Genomic DNA, 18,309 nt, shown 5'->3' with positions numbered 1-18,309 from the left:
TTCAGCGCACGGCGCGTACGAATTCCTGCACGCCGCCGATCGAGTCGACCCAGGCCACCAACTCCCGTAGCCCGCGTTCCTGGTCCATCTCCGGCGCATAGCCGAAGTCATGCTCGGCCGCCCCCGTGTCGTAGGTGCTCGAGCGGGTCAGCAGTGCAACCGAGCGTCGGCTCAGCGGCGGGGGCACCCGGGCCGCCAGTGCGGGCAGCCGCCAGAGCAGCTCGACGATCTCCACCAGAGCGTCCCTGACCAGCGGGGGGACCGTACGGTTCGGTGGCCGGCCGCCGAACAGGGCGGCCAGCCGGGCCAGAAAGGCCCAGAGGTCCGTCCGTTCGCGGTCGGCGACGAAGTAGGCCTTGCCGCCGACCCGTTCGGCCGGCGCCTCGGCGGCCCTCAAGCAGGCCGCCACCGCGTTGTCGCAGTGGCACAGCGACACCAGGACCTGATGGCCCCCGGAGAGGTCCGGCAGCTTCCCGGTCATCATCTTCGCCACCATCCGCGGCAGGAAGCCGGAGTGGTCGCGCGGCCCCCAGATGCCGCGGGGCCGCAGGGCGCAGGTGGTGAAGTCCGGCCCGTCCGCGGCCAGTACGAGCCGCTCGGCAGCGGCCTTGGTCTCCGAGTAGAGGTCGAAGTACCGGTCCGGGTACGGGGTGCTCTCATCGATGTCGAACCGGTCCCCCTCGTCGATCCGCATCAGGGCGCTGGGGCTGCTGATGAACACGAACCGCCGAACCCCCGCCTCCCGGGCCGCCTCCAACAGCCGCTCGGTGCCGAGCACATTCGCGTCATGGAACTGGGCGCGGGTGCCGACGTCGGAGACCCGGGCGGCGCTGTGGTGCACGACGTCGACGCCCGCCGTGGCACGGCGCAGCGACTCGGCGTCGCCGAGGTCGCCGTACGCCAGCTCCAGCCCGGGTACGGCACGCAGCCGGCCGACGTCGCTCCCCCGCCGTACCAGTGCCCGTACCTGATGGCCCTCCCGTAGGCAGCCGTCCACGATGTGCCCGCCGAGGAAGCCGGAGGCGCCGGTGACCAGGACCTTCACGCGGCGGCCCGCCGTTTCGCCCACGCCGGTGCGGCCGACGGCAACAACCGCCACCAGGTCGCCCCGTACAGCATCGTCAGCCCCACCGTGGCCGCGGTGGAACGCCCGGCGGCCCGGCCGCGCGGCAGCGCCTGCGGGATCTGCGCGGCGTGCACCACAACGCTGAGGAAGACGTCGATCCACCACAGCGCCAGCAGGACAGGGGGTTCGAAGGGGCGGGCCAGTCCGGCCAGTAGATAGGCCCAGCCCGCCAGGGGGATCGCGCGCAACGCGGCCCTGCGCCACCGCGCCGCGCGGTCCTCGGGGGCGAGCTGCCCCGCGGCCCAGAGGGCCAGTGCCTCGCGGCCGATCTTCGCGTTGTGCCGGACGTCGACGGGGAATGCGGGGTGCCGCAGGAAGTCCTGGATCTGCGCGGTCAGCGCGTGGCCGACGGCGAGGCGGCGGAGCTGGGGCAGCATCTCCTGCCACCGCGCCTCGTCCACCCCGGGTTCGGTCTCCACGCACAGCACCGGCCGCTGCGCACCCGGCTCACCGATGCCGACCAGTGCGCTGCGCCGGACCAACGGGTGGCTGTTGAACACACCTTCGCAGCGCACGGTGGGCAACTCGCCCTCGGGGGTGCGTACGCGCTGGGTGCGCCGGCCGCAGAACCACAGCCGCCCCGCGTCATCGAGGTATCCCAGGTCGCCGGTGCGGTGCCAGACCGTGTCGAGGCGGCCGTCCTCCCGTTCGGTGATCTTGTGCTGGGCATCGGCGTCCGGAGCTGCGTGGTAGCGGCGGCTGACCGAGTCGCCCGCCACCACGATCTCGCCGACCTCGCCGGAGCCGAGCGGCCGGGCCGCTTCCCATCGGGGCAGCGGCTCATCGCTGGTCTCGATAATGCGCACGTCGGTGCCGGGCAGCGGCCGGCCCACGCAGCTGCCATCGCCCGCCGCACCGCGCGCCGCGGTCTCCGCCAGCACCTCTGCGGACTCGATCGAGGAGATCGGCAGCACCTCGGTGGCTCCGTAGGTCACATGGACCTCGGCCTTCTCGTCCAGCACGGTGCGCAGCGTGGCGACCACGTCCGGAGGGACCGGGGCACCACCGGACACCACGCAGCGCAGGGCGGGCAGCTCCGCGGGGTGCCGGGTCAGATGGTCGCCGAGCACCCGCAGCAGCGCCGGGGAGGCGAACATGGTGGACACCTCGAACCGGGCGAGCGCCGAGGTCAGAGCCGCCGGTTCGGCGCCTGCGACCTTGGCGGGGGCGAGGGGTGCCAGCACCAGCGTGGAACCGAAGACCAGGTCGAACATGCCGTAGAGGGGCAAGGTCACCAGCGAGACGTCGTCACGGCTGCGCCCGTGGGCGGACTCGATCCGGCGGGCCATGGCTGCGGCCATCCGGTGGGTGTACTCGACGCCCTTCGCCGGGCCGGTGCTGCCCGTGGTGAAGCCGATCATCATCAGGTCGTCACCGGCCGGTCCTTCGCCGGTGTCCGGAGCGGTGGTGCCGCGCAGCCCGTTGAGGGTGTGGCCGCCCCAGAACCAGCGCCGGCCCAGCGTCACCCGGATACGGGTACGGGCGAAGGTCCGGCGGCTGAGCACCCGTACGGCGTGGGCCGCGGGCGGGCCGATGAACGCCTCCGCACCCACCGCGCGGTAGCAGTGCAGCATCCGCTGCACGCCCATGCCGGGATCCACCACGACGGGCACCGCACCGATCCGGAACAGGGCGAAGGCCAGCGCGAAGAGGTCGGGGCCGGGGGACGCCATCAGGACGGTCTTCGTGCCCTTGACGATCCCGATCCGGGAGAGTCCGGCCGCCAGCTCCTCGACTCGGGACTGCAGGGCGCCGTAGCCGAGTTCGCGGAAGCGGATGCTCCCATCGGCCTCGCGCCCGTCCGGGTGGATGATGGCGGTCTTGCCGGGGAAGGCCCGGGCGTTACGTGCCAAGTGGTCGGCGAGACCGGCGTCCGTGCCGAGCGGGGGCGCAGTGAGGAAGGTCATGGCGCGCGGTCACCGTCCTTGCGGGCGGTAGCCGGCGCAGGCCGCGCTGAGCCCGCTGCCCGCGGAGACGAACAGCGCCCGCTGGTACCCGTTCGGCAGCCCGCCCTGGACGGCCTTGAGGTATCCGAGGACCGGCGCGGCGGTGTGCGGTTCGCCGGCGGCCCCCGGGTCGGTGTCCGGAGCCTCGGGTGCGCAGACGGCCGCCGGATCCAGGCGGAGCCGGGTGGCGAGCCGGGCCGCAAAGTCGGGGGTGGGCCGGGAGCACACCAGCAGGGTCCGGACCAGGTCCAGCTCCTCCTCGTCGGCGTAGTCGGTGACCAGGCGGGCGGTGAGGTCGAGCAGTCGCTCGACCCAGTCGGCGTCCCGTTTCACGGTGATCTGCCGCCGCCCTTCGGTGCCCATGGCCGAGCTGTCCAGATATCCGGTGACGCCGGGCGAGCCGTCCGCGGTACGCAGCCGCACCGGGCCGAAGCCGACGCCGGGGTCGGCGGCCCGCTCCAGCAACAGGGCGGCGCCCAGGTCCGCGTACGGGTAGTCGCCGTCCTGAGGGGCCTGGCCGCTGGGGTGGACGTCGGCGGCCGTGATCAGCACCCGCTCGGCGCTGCCGGTGTTCAGCAGCGCCTGGGCCACCTGCACGGCGTTGAGCACCCCGCAGGCGCCGTTCATCAGGTCGAAGGAGAAGCCGGCGCCGGGGACGGGATGGGCGAGGTAGTCCAGGTTGATGCCCGCCTCTTTCTGCACCAGGGCGGCCACGGCGGGTTCGAAGGTGTTGGCCAGGCGGTAGACGCCGACGTTGACCAGGGCGCCGACGGCATCCGGCGACACTCCGGCGGTCGCCATGCAGTTCTGGGCCGCGCGGCCGGCGAGGCGCCCCGGGAGGGCGGCTGCGTCGCCGGGTTCCGGCGCCGTGATCGAGGCCGCTGTGATGACGGTGGTCATGCGTCACACCCCCATGGTGGAGATCGTCGCGGACAGGGCCCCGGCGACCACGCCGGAGGCGGCGGGCACCAGAAGGTACTTGGCGCCGCGGCGGGCGGAACCGGCCTTCAGGTGCTGATGCAGCACCAGGAAGTGCGAGGTGGTGGCCGTGTTGCCGAACTCCTGGACGACCGCGAGCGACTCCGGCATGGAGGTGCCGAACTCCGCTGCCCCGGTCTGGTTGACGAATTCGATGAAGCGGGTGCCGACCTGGTGCTGGACGATGTAGTCGAAGTTCTCGTCGGCGAAGGTGCGGCCGCGCTTGGCCAGCAGGTCGCCGTGGAAGCCGGGCCACAGCCGCAGCCGGTCCTCCTTGTGCATCTGCTTGTTGTCCGTGTAGAGCGCGATCCCCTCGGTCCGGTCGCTGGGCATGCCCAGGCACAGGTGCGCGTACTCGGAGCAGGTCATCAGCTCGATGTAGTGGATCCGGTCGGCCTCGTCGACGGCCTCGTCGAGGAGCACCGCGACGCCCGAGTCGCCCACCGACAGGGAGGCGAACTGCGGGTCGTAGGTGTCGGTCAGCTCGGCGGCGGCGGTCTGCGCGACCTTGGTCGCCTGCTCACCGCTCACCACCAGGCCGTTGCGCACCAGTCCGGCGCGGATCATCCGGTCCAGGACGTAGACACCGGTCATCATCCCGGCACAGGCGTTGGACACGTCGAAGGTGATCGCGGAGGCGGCACCGAGCTCGCGGGCCAGCATCGTGGCGAAAGCGGGCTCGAAGTAGAAGCGTCCTTCGTCCTTGAAGCGGGTGATGGACGCGGATATGACCACATCCAACTCATCTGCTTGATAACGGGAATTGGTGAGGCAGTTCCGGGCGGCTTGCACCGCGAGCCCGTATGAGTCCTCGCCCGCGTCCGGCCGCGGGTCGGACACCCTGCGCTCGGCCACCCCGGTGATCCGCTGCAGGTCTAACTCCGGCACGCCGGTCACCTGGGCGACCAGATCCTCGGTCGACAGCACGGTGGGCGGCAGACAGGCCCCCAGCGCCTCGAAACGGCTGCTCCGGGCGGTCGTCGTCATCGTCTCTCCCCTCCTGTCCTCGCCGACCGTCAGGCCCGTGCGGGCAGGCCGAAGCAGCCGTACGGCGGCACGGCTCAGTCAGTCAGTGGCAGGACAGTTGCTGCTTCGCGGTCACGACCCTGAACAGGCCGGCTTCATTGCCGGCATTCTGCGCTCCGACCTCGGGCACACGCCCTCGACGGAGTCCCCCCACGGGCCGTCGCTCGCTAAGTTACCGCACCGTAGAAGCCCGTTATCGCCGGTTCGCGCTGCTCCGCGGAGCCATCACGCCGGTGAACACCCGGACTTGGCCCCGGCTCGAGCCTGTGGCCTGCGGCTTTTAAGGCTACTTGCGGTAACTCGCAGGAGAGCGCCCGGATGTGTGAAAGCCACCTTCTTTCGGCCCTCTTTACTGAGGCCTGACAGCGGTCGGGCCGCAGTCGGCTCAGAGGGTGCAGCGCTGCGCGTGCAGCCGCCGCTGCATCGACTTCAGGGCGTGGTGGCCGCGCGACTTCACCGTGCCCAGCGGAACGCCCAGCGCGCGGGAGGTCTCCTTGCCCGTCATCCCCTGGTAGTAGATGCACACCAGGACGGCCCGCTGTTCGGGAGACAAGGTCAGCAGGGCCTGACGGACGACGGCGGACGTCAGGATCTTGTCAAAGGTGCTGTCGCACGCTTCCGGCATCTCCTCCAGGCCGGCATCGGAGGTTTCCCGGGGCCGGGCGCGGCGGGCGCGCTCCGCGTCGATGGAAAGCCGCCGGGCCACCGTGAACAGCCAGGGAACGAGCGATGAATGCCGCCGGTTCGTGATCACGTCCGGATGCCTCCAGGCCCGGATCACGGTCTCCTGAACGAGCTCCTCGGCCCGCCATCGGTCACCGCCCGTCAGCCACACCGCATAACGGCGCAGCGGTAGACCGTACTCCTCGATCAGGTCGGATATCTGACTCTCCGTCGCGGTCCGCCGCACGGGGGTGGAGTGCCTCGGCATGGTGCGTCCTTCGTCGAGTGGCGGTGCTCGGCTCCGCCGCTTCCTCCTGACGCACCACAGGGTGCTGTGCCCTGGTCCCCAGATCATCCGGCAGGTCACGTACATATGGCCGCGGGTTTCGGCGCCCAGGACGCCGCGTACGGCCGCCGGCCGGTTGGCTCTCCGTGAGAGCACGGATATCCGGTCAGCACCCCTGCCGCGACGGCCGGCGGCGCAGTACCGAGGCGACGGCGGCCGCCCGGATTCCCATGCTGCGCGCCCAGAAGAGCTCCCTGGCCGTGATGCCGAGGCGGGTCGCGATGCGCCGGTCGCTCCAGCCCCTGGCGGTGAGTCCGATCACCACGATGGGGTGGTCCGTCGGCGACACGATCACTTCGCTGCCCTGGCGCACGGCTTCGATCAGCGGATCCAGCTTGCCCAGGCGGTGCACCAGGGCACCCAGTCCGCGGCGCTCGGGGGGCGTCGTCCCACCCCAGATGCCGTAGGGCTCGTCGAGTTGGGTCGCGGTGGCCAAGCACTGGATCTGCACGGAGCAGTGCCGGCACACCCGCTTCGCGGCCGCGGTGGTGCTCTCCTTCTGGTCCTGCGTCCGGCGCCGTTCCGGAAAGAACAGCTCCGGATCGACGTCACGGCACGCGGGGTGCGACACCGGTTCCCGGTCGGTCGGCCCGGGTCCACGGGGTGAGCGCGGGCGTTCCTCGGTGACGGTGGCGGATCTGGACTGATGCGGCACGTTGGGCTCTCCGGGTGCGGTGGGAATGGGCGGAACCCTCCGCCTTGAAGGGAAGCCCCGTTCTCCGGCAGCGAGGTTCTACTGTGCTCCACGTACGGCTACTGGCCGGGGGTTCAGGCGGGATCAGCCGGCTGGTGCGGCGACGGCCTTCGCCTCGAATCTCTCGGCACCGAAGGATCTACCGAAGACTTTTCGGACAGCCCTTGTAGGCGCGTACGCCCATGCGATTGCCTGCTGCACACCGGCTGCTGCGCTCGTCCCCCAGGAGCGGGGCAGCCGGCGCACTCCCTTCGCCCTCCTCCACAGCGCAGCCCCCCGCTCACCGAGCGGGGCTGCACGCTGAGCCGCGGCTCACGCCGTGGCTTCACAGGTGTTCCCGTGGCGTACGGCCTCGAGTGCGATCTCCGTCCGGGACCGCACGCCCAACTTGCGCAGAATGTGGGAGATATGGGTCTCGACCGTACGCCGTGACAGGAACAGCGACGTGGCGATGTCCTGGTTGGACTGCCCTGTCGCGACAAGTTCGGTGACCCGCCGCTCCGTTGGCGTCAGGGCCTTCCAACCGGTCTCCGGGCGCCGTCGTGTGCCCCGCTGCCCGCGTCGTACGCCGTGGGCACGGAGCCGGGCGTCCGCCCTTCGGATGTCCGCACGGGCACCGAGCTCCTTGTAGCGCTCGATGGCCTCGTCGTAGTGGAGGCGCGCCCCCGTGGCGTCACCCTGGGCCGCAAGGAGGACCGCGGCGTCCTCTAGGATCCGGCCCCATTCGAAGCGCTGGCCCAGGGACCGGATCCCTTCCGCGGCGTCGAGCAGCGGTCCGGGATCCCCGGCCAGCAGGCCGGTGCACCAGTGGGCGGTGGCCTGCTCCATGCGGGTGGTCGAGGCGGCGACGGCGCTCTCCACCGCGGACGCGGCACTCTCCCGGTCGTCACAGGCCACGGCGATCCGGGTGAGTTGCGGCAGGATGAGGTGGGGGTATGCGTTGTAATCGACGTCCTTCAGCACCGCCAGCGCGCTCGCCGGGTCGCCGGCCCGTTCCGCCCGCTCGGCCCTGGCCAGCGCCAAGTGGCCCAGGCTCCGCCTGGCGTCGCCCGTGGGGACGTCGAGCATCGACACCGCGTTCAGGTGCCGTTCGGCATCCCGCTCGTCATCGCGATGCACGGCGAGCAGCGCCCCCAGCCCATGCATCCGCAGCCGCCAGGGCAGATGCGCGTCGAGGAGCTCCTGTTCCAGCACTTCCAGCTCGGCGGCCGCGTCGTCCCACCGGCCCCACAGATACCAGTGCTCGGCGGCCGTCAGACGGCTCATGGCCACGCGCACCGGCACGCCCAGGACTTCGGCCGCCTTCAGCAGTTCCGCCACGGCGGTGTCGGCCTCGGCCGGCCGGTCGAGGCCGTCCAGGGCGGCCACCCGGTTCGACAGCAGAAGCACCCGCAGGTCAGCTGCGTTCGGGTGTTCGCCGATGCAGGCCAGCCCCCGGTCCAAGTGGCCGAGGGCGATGTCCGGACGGTGCCACGAGGAGGGGATGCCGCTCAGCGCGTGCTGGGCATAGCCCGCCGCCAGCGGATCGGGGTCCGGCTCGGCCAGCACGCCCTCGGCGGCGGCCTGCCCCTCGTCGAAGCGGCCGGCGCTGCCCAGCACCACGGCCCGCAGCGCCGAGAGACGGGCCGTCCATACGGCTTCGGCGCCGGGTACCTCCCGGTAGCCGTCGAGCGCGTGCAGCGCATCGTCGTACTGGCCCAGGCGCAGGAGCGCGTACGCCCGGTTCCAGACCAGACGGGCTTCGGGCGCCGGGCCGTTCCCGCCCTCGCCGATATGGCGGGTCAGCCGGTTCACCTCGTCGTACCGCGCGAGCAGGAACATCACGGTGACCAGGTGCGCCTTCAGCTCGGTGCGGACCGAGGGCTCGACGACCCGGGCGTCGAGGGCGCGCGACAGCAGCTCGGCGGCGACGTGCGGTGCCCGGTGGATCAGGGTGTCGGCGGACCGGGACAGCCAGTCAAGCAGCCAGCCGTCGATGCCGTCGGGGACCACGACGAGGTGCTCGGCGACCCGGTCGGTCGGCATACCGGCCTCGTCCAGGGCGCGGGCCACCTGCAGGTGCAGGGCAACGCGGAGGCCGGCGGGCAGGCCCTCGTACAGCACCTGCCGGATCAGCCCGTGCCGGAAGCCGAGACCGGCGTCGCACTCGACGAGCACACCGCCGTCCACCGCCTCGTCGATGGCGCTGATCATGGCGATCGCCGTCCGGCCGGTGACCACCCCCAGCGCACTCACCGAGAACTCCATGCCGAGCAGCGCGGCCATCCGCAGCAGCTCCAGCGTGTCCTCCGACAGGAAGGTCAGCCGGTCCGCGATCACCGAGGCGAGCGGCGTCGGCGCGGTGGGGTCCCCGACCCTGTCGTCGGAGGAGAGGTCGGCCACGGTGCGCTCGCCGATCTGGATGCGGCCCTCGCGCTCGTACGCGGCGACCGCCTCGCGCACGTACAGCGGATTGCCCCCGGTGTTGGCCATGAGATGCCGCAGGGCCGGGCCGGGCAATGCGCCGAGCAGGCTGCCCACCAGCTCTTCGACCTCGGCCGGTGGCAGCGCTCCGAGGGACATGAGGACCGCGCCATCGCCCGCCACCGCGCGCCGTACCTGGGCGATCTCGGCCCGGCGCGGCACGGGACGGCAGCCGACCGCCAGCATCAGAGGGAGCTGTCGGACCAGGCGGTTGAGCCGCTGCCAGGCCAGCAGGCTGGCCTCGTCCGCCCATTGGATGTCGTCGAGGACGAGGAGCACCGGGCCCTCGGCGCACAGCTGTTCCACCTCCGCGACCAGCGTCTCGACCATGGCCATCACGGGGTCGACGGGGAGCAGCGGAGCGCCGCCACTCGCGGGCGAGCTGTCGTGCGGGCTGGTGATCCTCATGCGCTGTGGGTCCAGGCAGTCCAGCATCAGCCGGAGCGGGAAGCGCTGGCTCAGCTCCTGAGCGAGACCGCGGAAGGTCCGGACGCCGTGGTGTTCGGCTCGTTCCTGCGCTGCGGACAGCAACGCGGACTTGCCGATCCCCGGCTCGCCCTCGATCCACAGCACTCGACCGATGCCGGCTGCGAGATCGCTCACCATCTGGCATATCTGGTCCAGCTCCGCGGCCCGGCCAACGAGTAAATCTCGATCTGCCACGCCCACAGCCTATGTCGGAGGCAGGGGCGTCGATGTGTTGTGCGTTACATAAGAACCTTAATTCTGACATAAATTGACGAGGGTTCACTCTGCGGGCCGGGCCCGTTGATGGGCGTGTGATGCGAGCGGCGGCCGGCTCGGGAGTACGGCTCGGCTGGTTTTTCCGTTGTCCGATTCCGGTACCGGGCGGTCAGATCACCGCGTGTTTCTGCTCGGAATGGCGCAGGACCGCGGCAAGCTCCGACCGCCCATTGATGCCCAGTTTGCGGTACGTGTTGGTGAGGTGAATCTCGACCGTACGGCGTTGCACGAACAGGATCTCGGCGAGCTCCCGGTTCGTCTTCCCTGTGGCGGCGAGCGTCGCGGTACGCAGCTCGGCGGCCGTCAGGCCGTCGATGCCGGTCCGGCGCGGTTTCGCCCTGCGGCCGCCCGACGCGGACAGCTCGAGGCGGGCGAGCAGGGCGAGTTTGGATGCGCCCGACTCCTCCGCCAGGTCGAGTGCGGTGCGCAGCGCCCGCCGCGCCTCGACCGTCTGCCGGGCCCGGTTGAGGGCCGTACCGTACTCGGTGAGGCACCGGGCCCGCTCCAGGCGGGACGAGGAGCGCTCCAGGACGGCGGTGGACTCCTCGAGCACCGCCAGCTCTTGTGGTCCGCGGTCGGCGGCCGCCTGCGCCCGCAGTGCGAAGGCGATCGGCTCCGGAGCCCCCCATCGGCGCGCCGACTCCACCTCTTCCGCGGCGTGTTGGCGGGCGCTGGTCTCGTCGCCCATGGCGAGCAGCGCCGTCGCCACGCGGGATCGCCAGGGCGCCACCGCCGGATTCGCCACGTTCCACGCCCGAAGCAGCGTGCTCGCCTTCAGCAGATCGCCGATGCCGTCGGCGGGGTCCCCGGTGGCCACCCGCAAGCGGCCCCGCGCGAGCAGCAGCGCCGTACCCGCCCAGGTCCTCGGTACCTCTCCGGTCAGTTCCGAGACCTCGATCAGCCCTTCGGCCTCGTCGTAGTTGCCGAGGTCGACCAGCACCTCGACCAGCCGGGCCAGGAACTCGACGCTCGCCCCCGTCCGCCGGGTCGTCCCGCAGGTCAGGAGCAACTCCAGCGCCTGACGGGCGTCCTCGGCGGCGGCGGGGAGTCGGCCGAACTGCCGCTCCACCACGGAGCGTACGGACCGGGCCGCGGCGAGGCACAATCGCCGGCGTCGCCGTTCGGCGTGCCGTACGAGCGCGTTGACCTGCTCGTATGCCTCCTCGGGTGCCCCGGCTTGGGCCAGCACCAGAACGCTGCGCAGGAACGGCTCCGCGGTTTCCGATGCCGCCGGGGTCGCCACCAGCGCCTGACGGGCGAGTTCCAGGGCGCGGCTGAGGGACTGACCGGCCCAGGTCTCGCGCATGGCCAGCAGGCTGAGCAGGCGACCGTGGTCCGCGGTGCCCTCCGGTGCGCTCTCGGCCAGACCCTCGAGCTGCTCCGCGGCGGCGGCTGCCGTCGTCTCGTCGCGGAACCTCAGCTCGACCGTCCGAAGAGCCGTGTCGAAGGAGGTGGTGTCCGCCTTCGCGTTGATGAGGTCGAGAGCCGGCCGGTGCCGACCGGTCAGGTCGAGCAGGGTGGTGAGCCCGGAGGTCAGCTGGAAGGGCTGTTCCCGCTCCTCGTACAGGTCGGCCGCCTCGGTGAGGTGCCGGATCGCCGCGACGACGTCCCCTTGGGCCTCGGCCAGGCCCAGGTCGAGCAGGACGGTTCGGCGTTCTTCCTGGGACAGGGGCTCGGCGAGCGCTCGACGCAGGCAGGTGATCGCGGTGTCGGGATGTCCGCTGCCGAGTGCGGCTCCGGCCGCGCTGCGCAGGACCGCGGGCACCCACGGTTCGGCCAGCGGCGGCGTCGCGATGAGCTGGGCGGCCACGGACGCCTCGGGGGCCCCAGCCGTGTGCAGCAGCCGGGCCGCCTTGGCGTGCACCGCCTGGAGCGCGGTGTAGGGCGCCTCCCGCACGACGATACGGCGCAGCAGTGGATGCGCGAAGGCCACGGTCTGCCCGGATATACGGAGCAGACCGACGCGGCACAGCGCCATCGCGGTCTCCGCCGCCACGATCCCGTCGATGCCGACGATGTCGGTGACCCGGGTGGGGCTCGCCTGCGTGCCGAGCACCGCGACGGTGCGCGCGATCGCCAGGGCGTGCGGCGAGATGCGGCGCAGCCGGGCGTTCACGCAGGAGGCGAGCCGGGACACGGCGTCGTCGATGAGCGCCGGCACCGCGTCGGCCGTCGGGGCGGCGGCCGGCTCCGTGGCCGCCACAGCAAGCGCGGACAGGAGCATGGGGTTGCCTCCGGTCGCCTGCATGCACGCGGTGACGAACGAGGTGTCGGGGGTGGCGACGAGGGCGCGCTCGAACAGGTCCGTCGCGGCCGACAGGCTCAGGTCGGCCGGCCGCAGTTCGGTCGCGCTGACGGCCAGCACATCGTCGAGGACCGCGGCGTCGGAGCACGGCTCCCCGTTGCACACCGTGGCGATGACGGCGATCCCGGCCTGCTCGATGCGCTGCGGGAGGGTGCTCAGCCAGCGGAGCGACTGCGGGTCCACCCACTGCAGGTCATCGATGGCGACGAGGACGGGGGAGTCGGCGGCGATGGCCGCCAGAGCGCGGTGCAGGGCGCGAAGCTCGGCGAGCGAGGGCTCGGCCCCCGATGGACGGGCGTCCACCTCCTCCTGTGTGGCCGTCAGAAACGCGAGCTCGGGCTGCATCGCGTGCGGCAGGGCGCCATCGAAGAGCCGGCTCGCCAGCCCGAACCAGAGGTCGCGCTCGGCGAGGCTGCCACGCGCCATGAGGACGGTGAAGCCGCTTCTCCGCGCCTGGCTCACGGCGGCGTCGAGCAGCGCGGTCTTCCCCGCACCTGCCCCGCCCCGCACCACCGCCAGGCGGCCGGCGCCATCCGTGGCGTCGCTGAGCAGTTCTTCGATCGCCGCGATCTCTTTCTCGCGGTCGAACAGTCCGGTGGGCTCTGACCTCATGCTGGCTACCGTTTCCCTGCGCACAACCGGGTGGACGAATGAGTGCCCATCACCCTGCGGCATCGGACGGTTATGAACATCCGTGACAACACTGAGCTGTTCACTGCGCTGCACGAGGAGGTACGGAGGCGGGGGCCCGGACGGCCCGCGTCGCCGTGCCCGCGGTGCCTGCCACGACAGACGGGCAGGTGACCCGAAGGTCTCGGGTCACCTGCCCGTGCCGGACCAGGGCACCTGCCCGTGCCGAACCAGGGCACCGGCGGGCGGTGGACGGCGCGGCGTGGGGGACTTCCCCTGGGTACGGGACAGGCTTGCGGCCGATCAACCGCCGGTGTACAGCAGCCCGTTCGGCGAATCGGGACCGGGGTTCTTGACCGATCCGCGGGTCGATGCCTGCACCAGGGCCTTCTCGACCTGTCGCGGAGTCGCGGTCGGATGCTCCGAGAGGTACAGCGCAGCGGCACCGGCGACATGGGGGGCTGCCTGGGACGTTCCCTCGCCGACCATGACCTTGGTGTCGCCGCCCTCCCAGCCGGACGCTATCGCCACCCCGGGGGCGAAGAGATCCACGCAGCGGCCGTAGTTGGCGAAGTTTGCCCTGCGGTCGCGCTGGTCGGTGGCGCTGACGACGATGGCGTCCGTGACGCGGGTCGGGGAGAATCCGCACGCGTCCTGCGGATTGCCGTTGTCGTCCCCGTTGCCCGCCGACAGGACGTAGACGAGGCCGGAGGCGATCGACCTGCGCACGGCGTCGTCCAGTACGCGGTCCAGATCACCGTTGAGGCTCATGTTCACCACCGCCGGCTTCTCGGCGTGCTTGGTGACCCAGTCGACGCCGGCCGCGATCTTTTCGGTGGTGCTCTTGTTCTCGCAGTTCAGCACGCGGACGCTGTGCAGCTGTACGCCCTTCGCCACGCCGAACCGCTCGCTGCCGAGGATCCCCGCCACATGCGTGCCGTGCCCGAAGCAGTCGCGCGCGTCGGCATCGTTGTCGATGAAGTCGTATCCGGACCGGACCGGGCGCCCCTTGAAGGCGGCGTGAGTGAACCGGATTCCGGAGTCCAGCACGTACGCCTGGACGTTTTCGGCCCGGGACGCGAACGAGTAGCTGTGGTCCAGGGGCAGTTGACGCTGGTCGATGCGGTCGAGTCCCCATGGCGGTCCCGGCTGCCGGCCGGTGCCGCGTATCTCCTTGTTCTGCTGGACGAACTTCACCGCGGGGTGGGCGGCGAGCCGGCGGGCCTGCTCCTCGGTCATCGTGGCCGAGTACCCGTGGAGGGCGCTGGTGTAGGTCTGTCGGACCTTTCCGCCGAAGCGTTCCCGCAGCTCGCCAGAGAGCGATGTGATCCGGGCGGACACCGATGTGCCTGCGGCCGACGGCTTGGTGGCGGTGTCTTTGAGCACCACCAGATAGCTGCCGGATATCGCACCAGGAGCATCGGCCCCGAGTATCACTCCTTCCGCCTGGGCCTGCGACGGGGCCAATGCAAGGGCCATGCCCGTCACGCCGACACCGGCCAGTAATCCGACGAGCGGCTTCGTTAACTTCACCCGTGACCTCCGAAAACGAATACAAGGGACGTTCTGGTTGCTGGAAGTGCATCAACCGACGCTGTTTGCGACTGGTTTACTCGCCCCCTCACCACCGGCTGAACCTACTCGGACCAGTGCCTCGGGTCATACCTGCGGCGGATTTCCGGGCCGAGCTCGGCTGATTCCTCCGGACTCATTCCTGGGTGCGTTTCCTCGCCCAGCTCGGGCAGTTCCGGGGGCACTGTTCTGTCACCGCGCCCACCTCGTCGTCTTCGAGCTCGGAGGTGTCCAATTGCGGCCTCGGTGTCCATCCCACTGAACCCCACTCCTGAGAACCGAACCGTAGAATCGGCAAGCGTGCCGCGAGGCAGCAGATCAGCGGAACTGGCGAGATCACAAGCAGGTCGCCGAGAAGCTTCGGAAGAGTTCTCGGTATCGGCTACCGAAAGGCCGAGTTGGGGTCCCCAGGCGGTGTACCGAAATTCGGTGCGGCGCGGGGAAGGTGTCTCGGTACCGAGAGAAGCCGGCTACGGTCGAGGGCTCGGCAGCGTTTCTCGCCGCTCGGCAGGCCGAGCGGCCCATGCCGAGCGGCCCAGACTCGAGGGAATTCTCCGCCCTGAGCGGGTACCGAAATGAGCACCGAGAGACCTACCGAAGACTTTTCTGCAGTGCTTGTTCCGGTGATTACCGGTGGGGTTACCTGGTGGCGGATGGAGAATCGCCTCCGGTCATCCGCTCAACAGCCTGTCGAGATGACCGGGGCGTCTCCGAGCAGGAATCCTGGACGCCACAGCCTGGGGAGGGTGTTGGGGGTCAACTGGATACCTGCGTCGCCGCGGTGAGGGGGGAAATCACCCGGCCGCTTCCGAGCCCCCGTACGGTTCCCGACCGTGCGGGGGCCGTTCGTCGTGGCCGCAATGCATGGAGCCTTCTCCAACCTCACGGTCACGTGGAGGGCGAGGACAGCCTGACCCCTCGGCGAACAGGCCATGACCACTCCTACCCGGGAGTGGTGAAGCGGGCCCGCCACAGGTCGCGGAGCAACGCGATCTCGGCCATGTGGTGGATGAATTCGAGGTTGGCCCCCGCCAGCACGGCGATGAATGGGTCGTCGGGATCGGAGCCGTACGGGTACTGCGAGAAGCCGACCGTGTCGAGCTGCTCGTCGGTGACGGCGGCGACGCTGTCGCGCCAGCGGTCGATCAGCGCCCAGAACCGCTCGAGTGCCAAGGCGGCGGAGGGGGTGAAGTCGACCAGCAGCTTCGGCTCCTGCCGCCGTTCACCGAAGCTCCACTCCCATTGGCCCGCGAAACAGGAGTGCAGGTGCCCCAGCCGCCACGCGATGGTGCTGACCGGCGCTTCGTCGGGCTCCGGCGCACCGGTGTGGGTGAGGATCTGCTCGACCCGCTCGACGCTCACGCTCCAGTCCTCGGCGATCTTGGCGACCGTCATGCCGCCGGCAGCCTGCCGGGCGATCTCGGCGTACTCGTTCGCCGGGATGTCCGGGGCGCCCTTGTCGAGCACCCACCCGCCCGGCCCGTACGCTCTGGGCGTCGCCGCCTCGCCCCGGCGCCGGATCGACCAGCAACCGGCCACCGGCTCCCACAGGTACTCCTCGTCACCGAGCCCCGTCAGCCGCACCTGGGCCATGTCCCTGGCCTGGTCGAACTGGTCGAGCAGCAAGCCCAAACGGTCGGTCCGCGCGCCCTCAGTCTCCATGCCTGGCTCCCTTCGCCGCGCGTCTCGTACCTCACTGCGCTCAGACGGAAGTTAACGGCTCACCTCACGGGGCGCGACCGATTTCCTCGCCCACGAAGCGGTGCGGCACCGCTCGCATCACCGCACTCGTTCAGGCCGTCCTCACCCTCCACGTGACCTGCTCAAGCTGAGGTTGGAAAAGGCTCATGGATGGAAGATGCGCGCGAGCCCCCGGCCGTCCGCTTCGGGAAGAGCGGACGGCCGGGGGCGAGGGCGCGCCGGCGGCCCATGAGGTGCCATCCCGCCGGCGGCCCGCCTCGGGAGGGATCTCGGGAGGGATCTCAGGAGTGGCGGGGCTCGTTCGTCGCGGAGTCGTCGCAGCCGCCGTCGCCGCGGTCACGGCCGTCGTCCGGCTCGAGGGGTACGAGAGCGAACACGACGCGGCATCGTCGGCAGGCGTAGCGCATGATCCCCGGGCCGCTGCCGACTTCCGCGACCGCGACCAGAACAGCGTCGTCGGCGTGCTGCTGGTGCCACGAGCACCAGCGCAGTTCCGCCATGCCGCCCTCCGTCCCTCCGTTCCCTCGGCAGTCGGGTCACGGATCTGCGGATCACGACGGAACTGCATCAGCGGCGCGCGGGCAAGGGGATGTGAAAGAGATCTCGGAGATTCTTTCGGTACCGAAAGGTTCGGTTGTACTGGGCGGACAGCGCCTCAGAAGCCGCCGCCGAAGTCGCCGCCGCCTCCGAACCCTCCTCCGAAGTCCCCTCCTCCGAAGCCGCCGCCGAAGTCGCCGCTGTCGAAGTCGGAGCCGGAGACGTCGCCACCGCCGTAGTCCCCGTAATCGCTGTCGGAGCCGTCGTACGCGTAGGCGTGCGGGCCGGTCATCAGGCTGCCCAGCACCGTGCCCATCAGCAGTCCCGGCAGCAGGCCGCCGCCGAAGTAGCCGTAGGCCCACGGCCCGTACAGCGGTCCCGCCTCCCAGTACGGCCTGCGTCCGGACGCCGTCTCCACCTCGCGCCCCATCGGCTCCTCGCCGTCCTCCAGCCGCGCCGCGTCCGCCGCGCACACCGGCACGGTCCGCTCGGGGCCGCCCGCCGGGGCCCACTGCACGTCCTGGACCGACGGGCCGTGGCGCGGGTCGAAGAAGCAGGGCGGCCGACGGTCGGGCAACGGCTTGCCGTCCCGTCGTGCCTCCAGCGTGACCAGCGAGAAGCGGCCGTCCTCCAGGGCCTCGGTGACTCCCCGGACGTCGCCAGGACGCCGTGCCGCCTCCATCGACGCCTTCGCCTTGTCGTACGAGTCGAGGGCGCGGGCGTAGTCCTCCCGCATCGTGTCGTCCGTCTTCGGCGCCGACGGGTCGAAGCTGATCCGTTCCAGCTCCTCGCCGAAGGCGGTGATGTCCTCGTCCACCACCGGGCGCAGGGTCTCCAGCTGCTGCCGGTCCCGCTCGGCCCGGCGCTGCTTGGTCCGGCGGCTGACCAACAGCGCGCCACCGCCGACGGCGGCCACCAGGACACCGAGCGAGATCAGCAGACCGACGCCGCTCACGCCCTCTCCGTCGCTCGTGCCGGCTCCGCCGTTCCAGGCGGCGGGGGCGTCGCCCCGTGCCTGCTGCACGGCCTGGTCGACGAAGTCGCCCGTCATCGCCCCGACGTCACCGGGGTTCGAGCGCTCCACCGCTCCCTCCAGGTTGTCGACGGCGTTGCGCGGCATCACGGTGGAGTCGGCGCCCGCGGCGAACCGGTCGCCCAGCGCGACCACGTAGACACCGGTGATGCCGACCTCGGTCCGCAGATCCTGCAGCAGCGTGGTCCGGTCGAACTCGGAGGCGGCGGGCAGCACGGCCACGAAGACCGGCTTGTCCGCCCTCTCGATCTTGTCCGCCAGGGCGTCGGCCTCGGCGGATGGCAAGGCGTCCCCGGCCCGCGGATCGACGTAGACGGGGCCTTGTTTCAGGGCTTCCGCGGCGCGGTCGAGCCCGTCCGCGGCCCGCGCGCCGGATGCCATGACGGCCATCAGTACGAGGACAGCGGCGACCACGGCCAGCACCGGCACAAGGGCGGTGTGACGTACTGCGGTCTTCATACCTACGACGCTAACTCCAAAGCCGTATTTCCGGGCCTTTCGGTCTTGGATCCCTGCCATCCGCCCGCCCACCCGCCCGCCCACCC

Annotated in this window: 12 protein-coding genes; all 12 read right to left on the bottom strand. The window is 71.0% G+C overall.

Features of this window, described 5'->3' with window-relative positions; all coding sequences use genetic code 11:
- Window position 1: 1 nt before the first annotated feature.
- Complete coding sequence (locus ACTWQI_RS23725) at window positions 2–1,099, bottom strand: NAD-dependent epimerase/dehydratase family protein (RefSeq protein ID WP_443273544.1); 1,098 nt, start codon at window positions 1,097–1,099, stop codon at window positions 2–4.
- Window positions 1,042–3,033, bottom strand: a complete 1,992-nt coding sequence (locus ACTWQI_RS23720) for a fatty acid CoA ligase family protein (RefSeq protein ID WP_443273542.1) — start codon at window positions 3,031–3,033, stop codon at window positions 1,042–1,044. Before ACTWQI_RS23720 ends, ACTWQI_RS23725 begins: the two co-directional genes overlap by 58 nt.
- 9 nt (window positions 3,034–3,042) lie before the next feature.
- Window positions 3,043–3,972, bottom strand: coding sequence for a hypothetical protein (locus tag ACTWQI_RS23715; protein ID WP_443273540.1), 930 nt, complete (start codon window positions 3,970–3,972; stop codon window positions 3,043–3,045).
- 3 nt (window positions 3,973–3,975) lie between these two features.
- Window positions 3,976–5,037, bottom strand: a complete 1,062-nt coding sequence (locus tag ACTWQI_RS23710; protein ID WP_443273538.1) for a 3-oxoacyl-ACP synthase III family protein — start codon at window positions 5,035–5,037, stop codon at window positions 3,976–3,978.
- A gap of 424 nt (window positions 5,038–5,461) precedes the next feature.
- Window positions 5,462–6,007, bottom strand: a complete 546-nt coding sequence (locus tag ACTWQI_RS23705) for a sigma-70 family RNA polymerase sigma factor (protein WP_443273536.1) — start codon at window positions 6,005–6,007, stop codon at window positions 5,462–5,464.
- Window positions 6,008–6,191: 184 nt separating this feature from the next.
- Window positions 6,192–6,740 carry a WhiB family transcriptional regulator gene (locus ACTWQI_RS23700; RefSeq protein ID WP_443273534.1) on the bottom strand — a complete coding sequence of 183 codons (549 nt, stop codon included), beginning with the start codon at window positions 6,738–6,740 and terminating at the stop codon, window positions 6,192–6,194.
- A 351-nt stretch (window positions 6,741–7,091) separates the two neighbouring features.
- On the bottom strand, window positions 7,092–9,905 hold the full coding sequence (locus ACTWQI_RS23695; RefSeq protein ID WP_443273531.1) for a helix-turn-helix transcriptional regulator: 2,814 nt from the start codon (window positions 9,903–9,905) through the stop codon (window positions 7,092–7,094).
- Between the two features lie 190 nt (window positions 9,906–10,095).
- A complete protein-coding gene (locus ACTWQI_RS23690) occupies window positions 10,096–12,903 on the bottom strand; it encodes an AAA family ATPase (RefSeq protein WP_443273530.1) in 2,808 nt (935 codons plus the stop codon).
- Between the two features lie 321 nt (window positions 12,904–13,224).
- Window positions 13,225–14,454, bottom strand: a complete 1,230-nt coding sequence (locus ACTWQI_RS23685; protein ID WP_443273529.1) for a S8 family peptidase — start codon at window positions 14,452–14,454, stop codon at window positions 13,225–13,227.
- Between the two features lie 981 nt (window positions 14,455–15,435).
- A complete protein-coding gene (locus tag ACTWQI_RS23680; protein WP_443273527.1) occupies window positions 15,436–16,155 on the bottom strand; it encodes a DinB family protein in 720 nt (239 codons plus the stop codon).
- Window positions 16,156–16,475: 320 nt separating this feature from the next.
- Entirely contained in the window at window positions 16,476–16,694 is a 219-nt protein-coding gene (locus ACTWQI_RS23675; RefSeq protein WP_443273525.1) for a hypothetical protein, read from the bottom strand.
- A gap of 155 nt (window positions 16,695–16,849) precedes the next feature.
- Window positions 16,850–18,223, bottom strand: coding sequence for a hypothetical protein (locus tag ACTWQI_RS23670; RefSeq protein ID WP_443273524.1), 1,374 nt, complete (start codon window positions 18,221–18,223; stop codon window positions 16,850–16,852).
- Window positions 18,224–18,309 lie beyond the last annotated feature (86 nt).

The organism is Streptomyces sp. KR80, assembly GCF_052245555.1.
In the GTDB taxonomy this organism is placed as follows: domain Bacteria; phylum Actinomycetota; class Actinomycetes; order Streptomycetales; family Streptomycetaceae; genus Streptomyces.
This window is presented reverse-complemented; position numbering and strand designations above follow the sequence as displayed.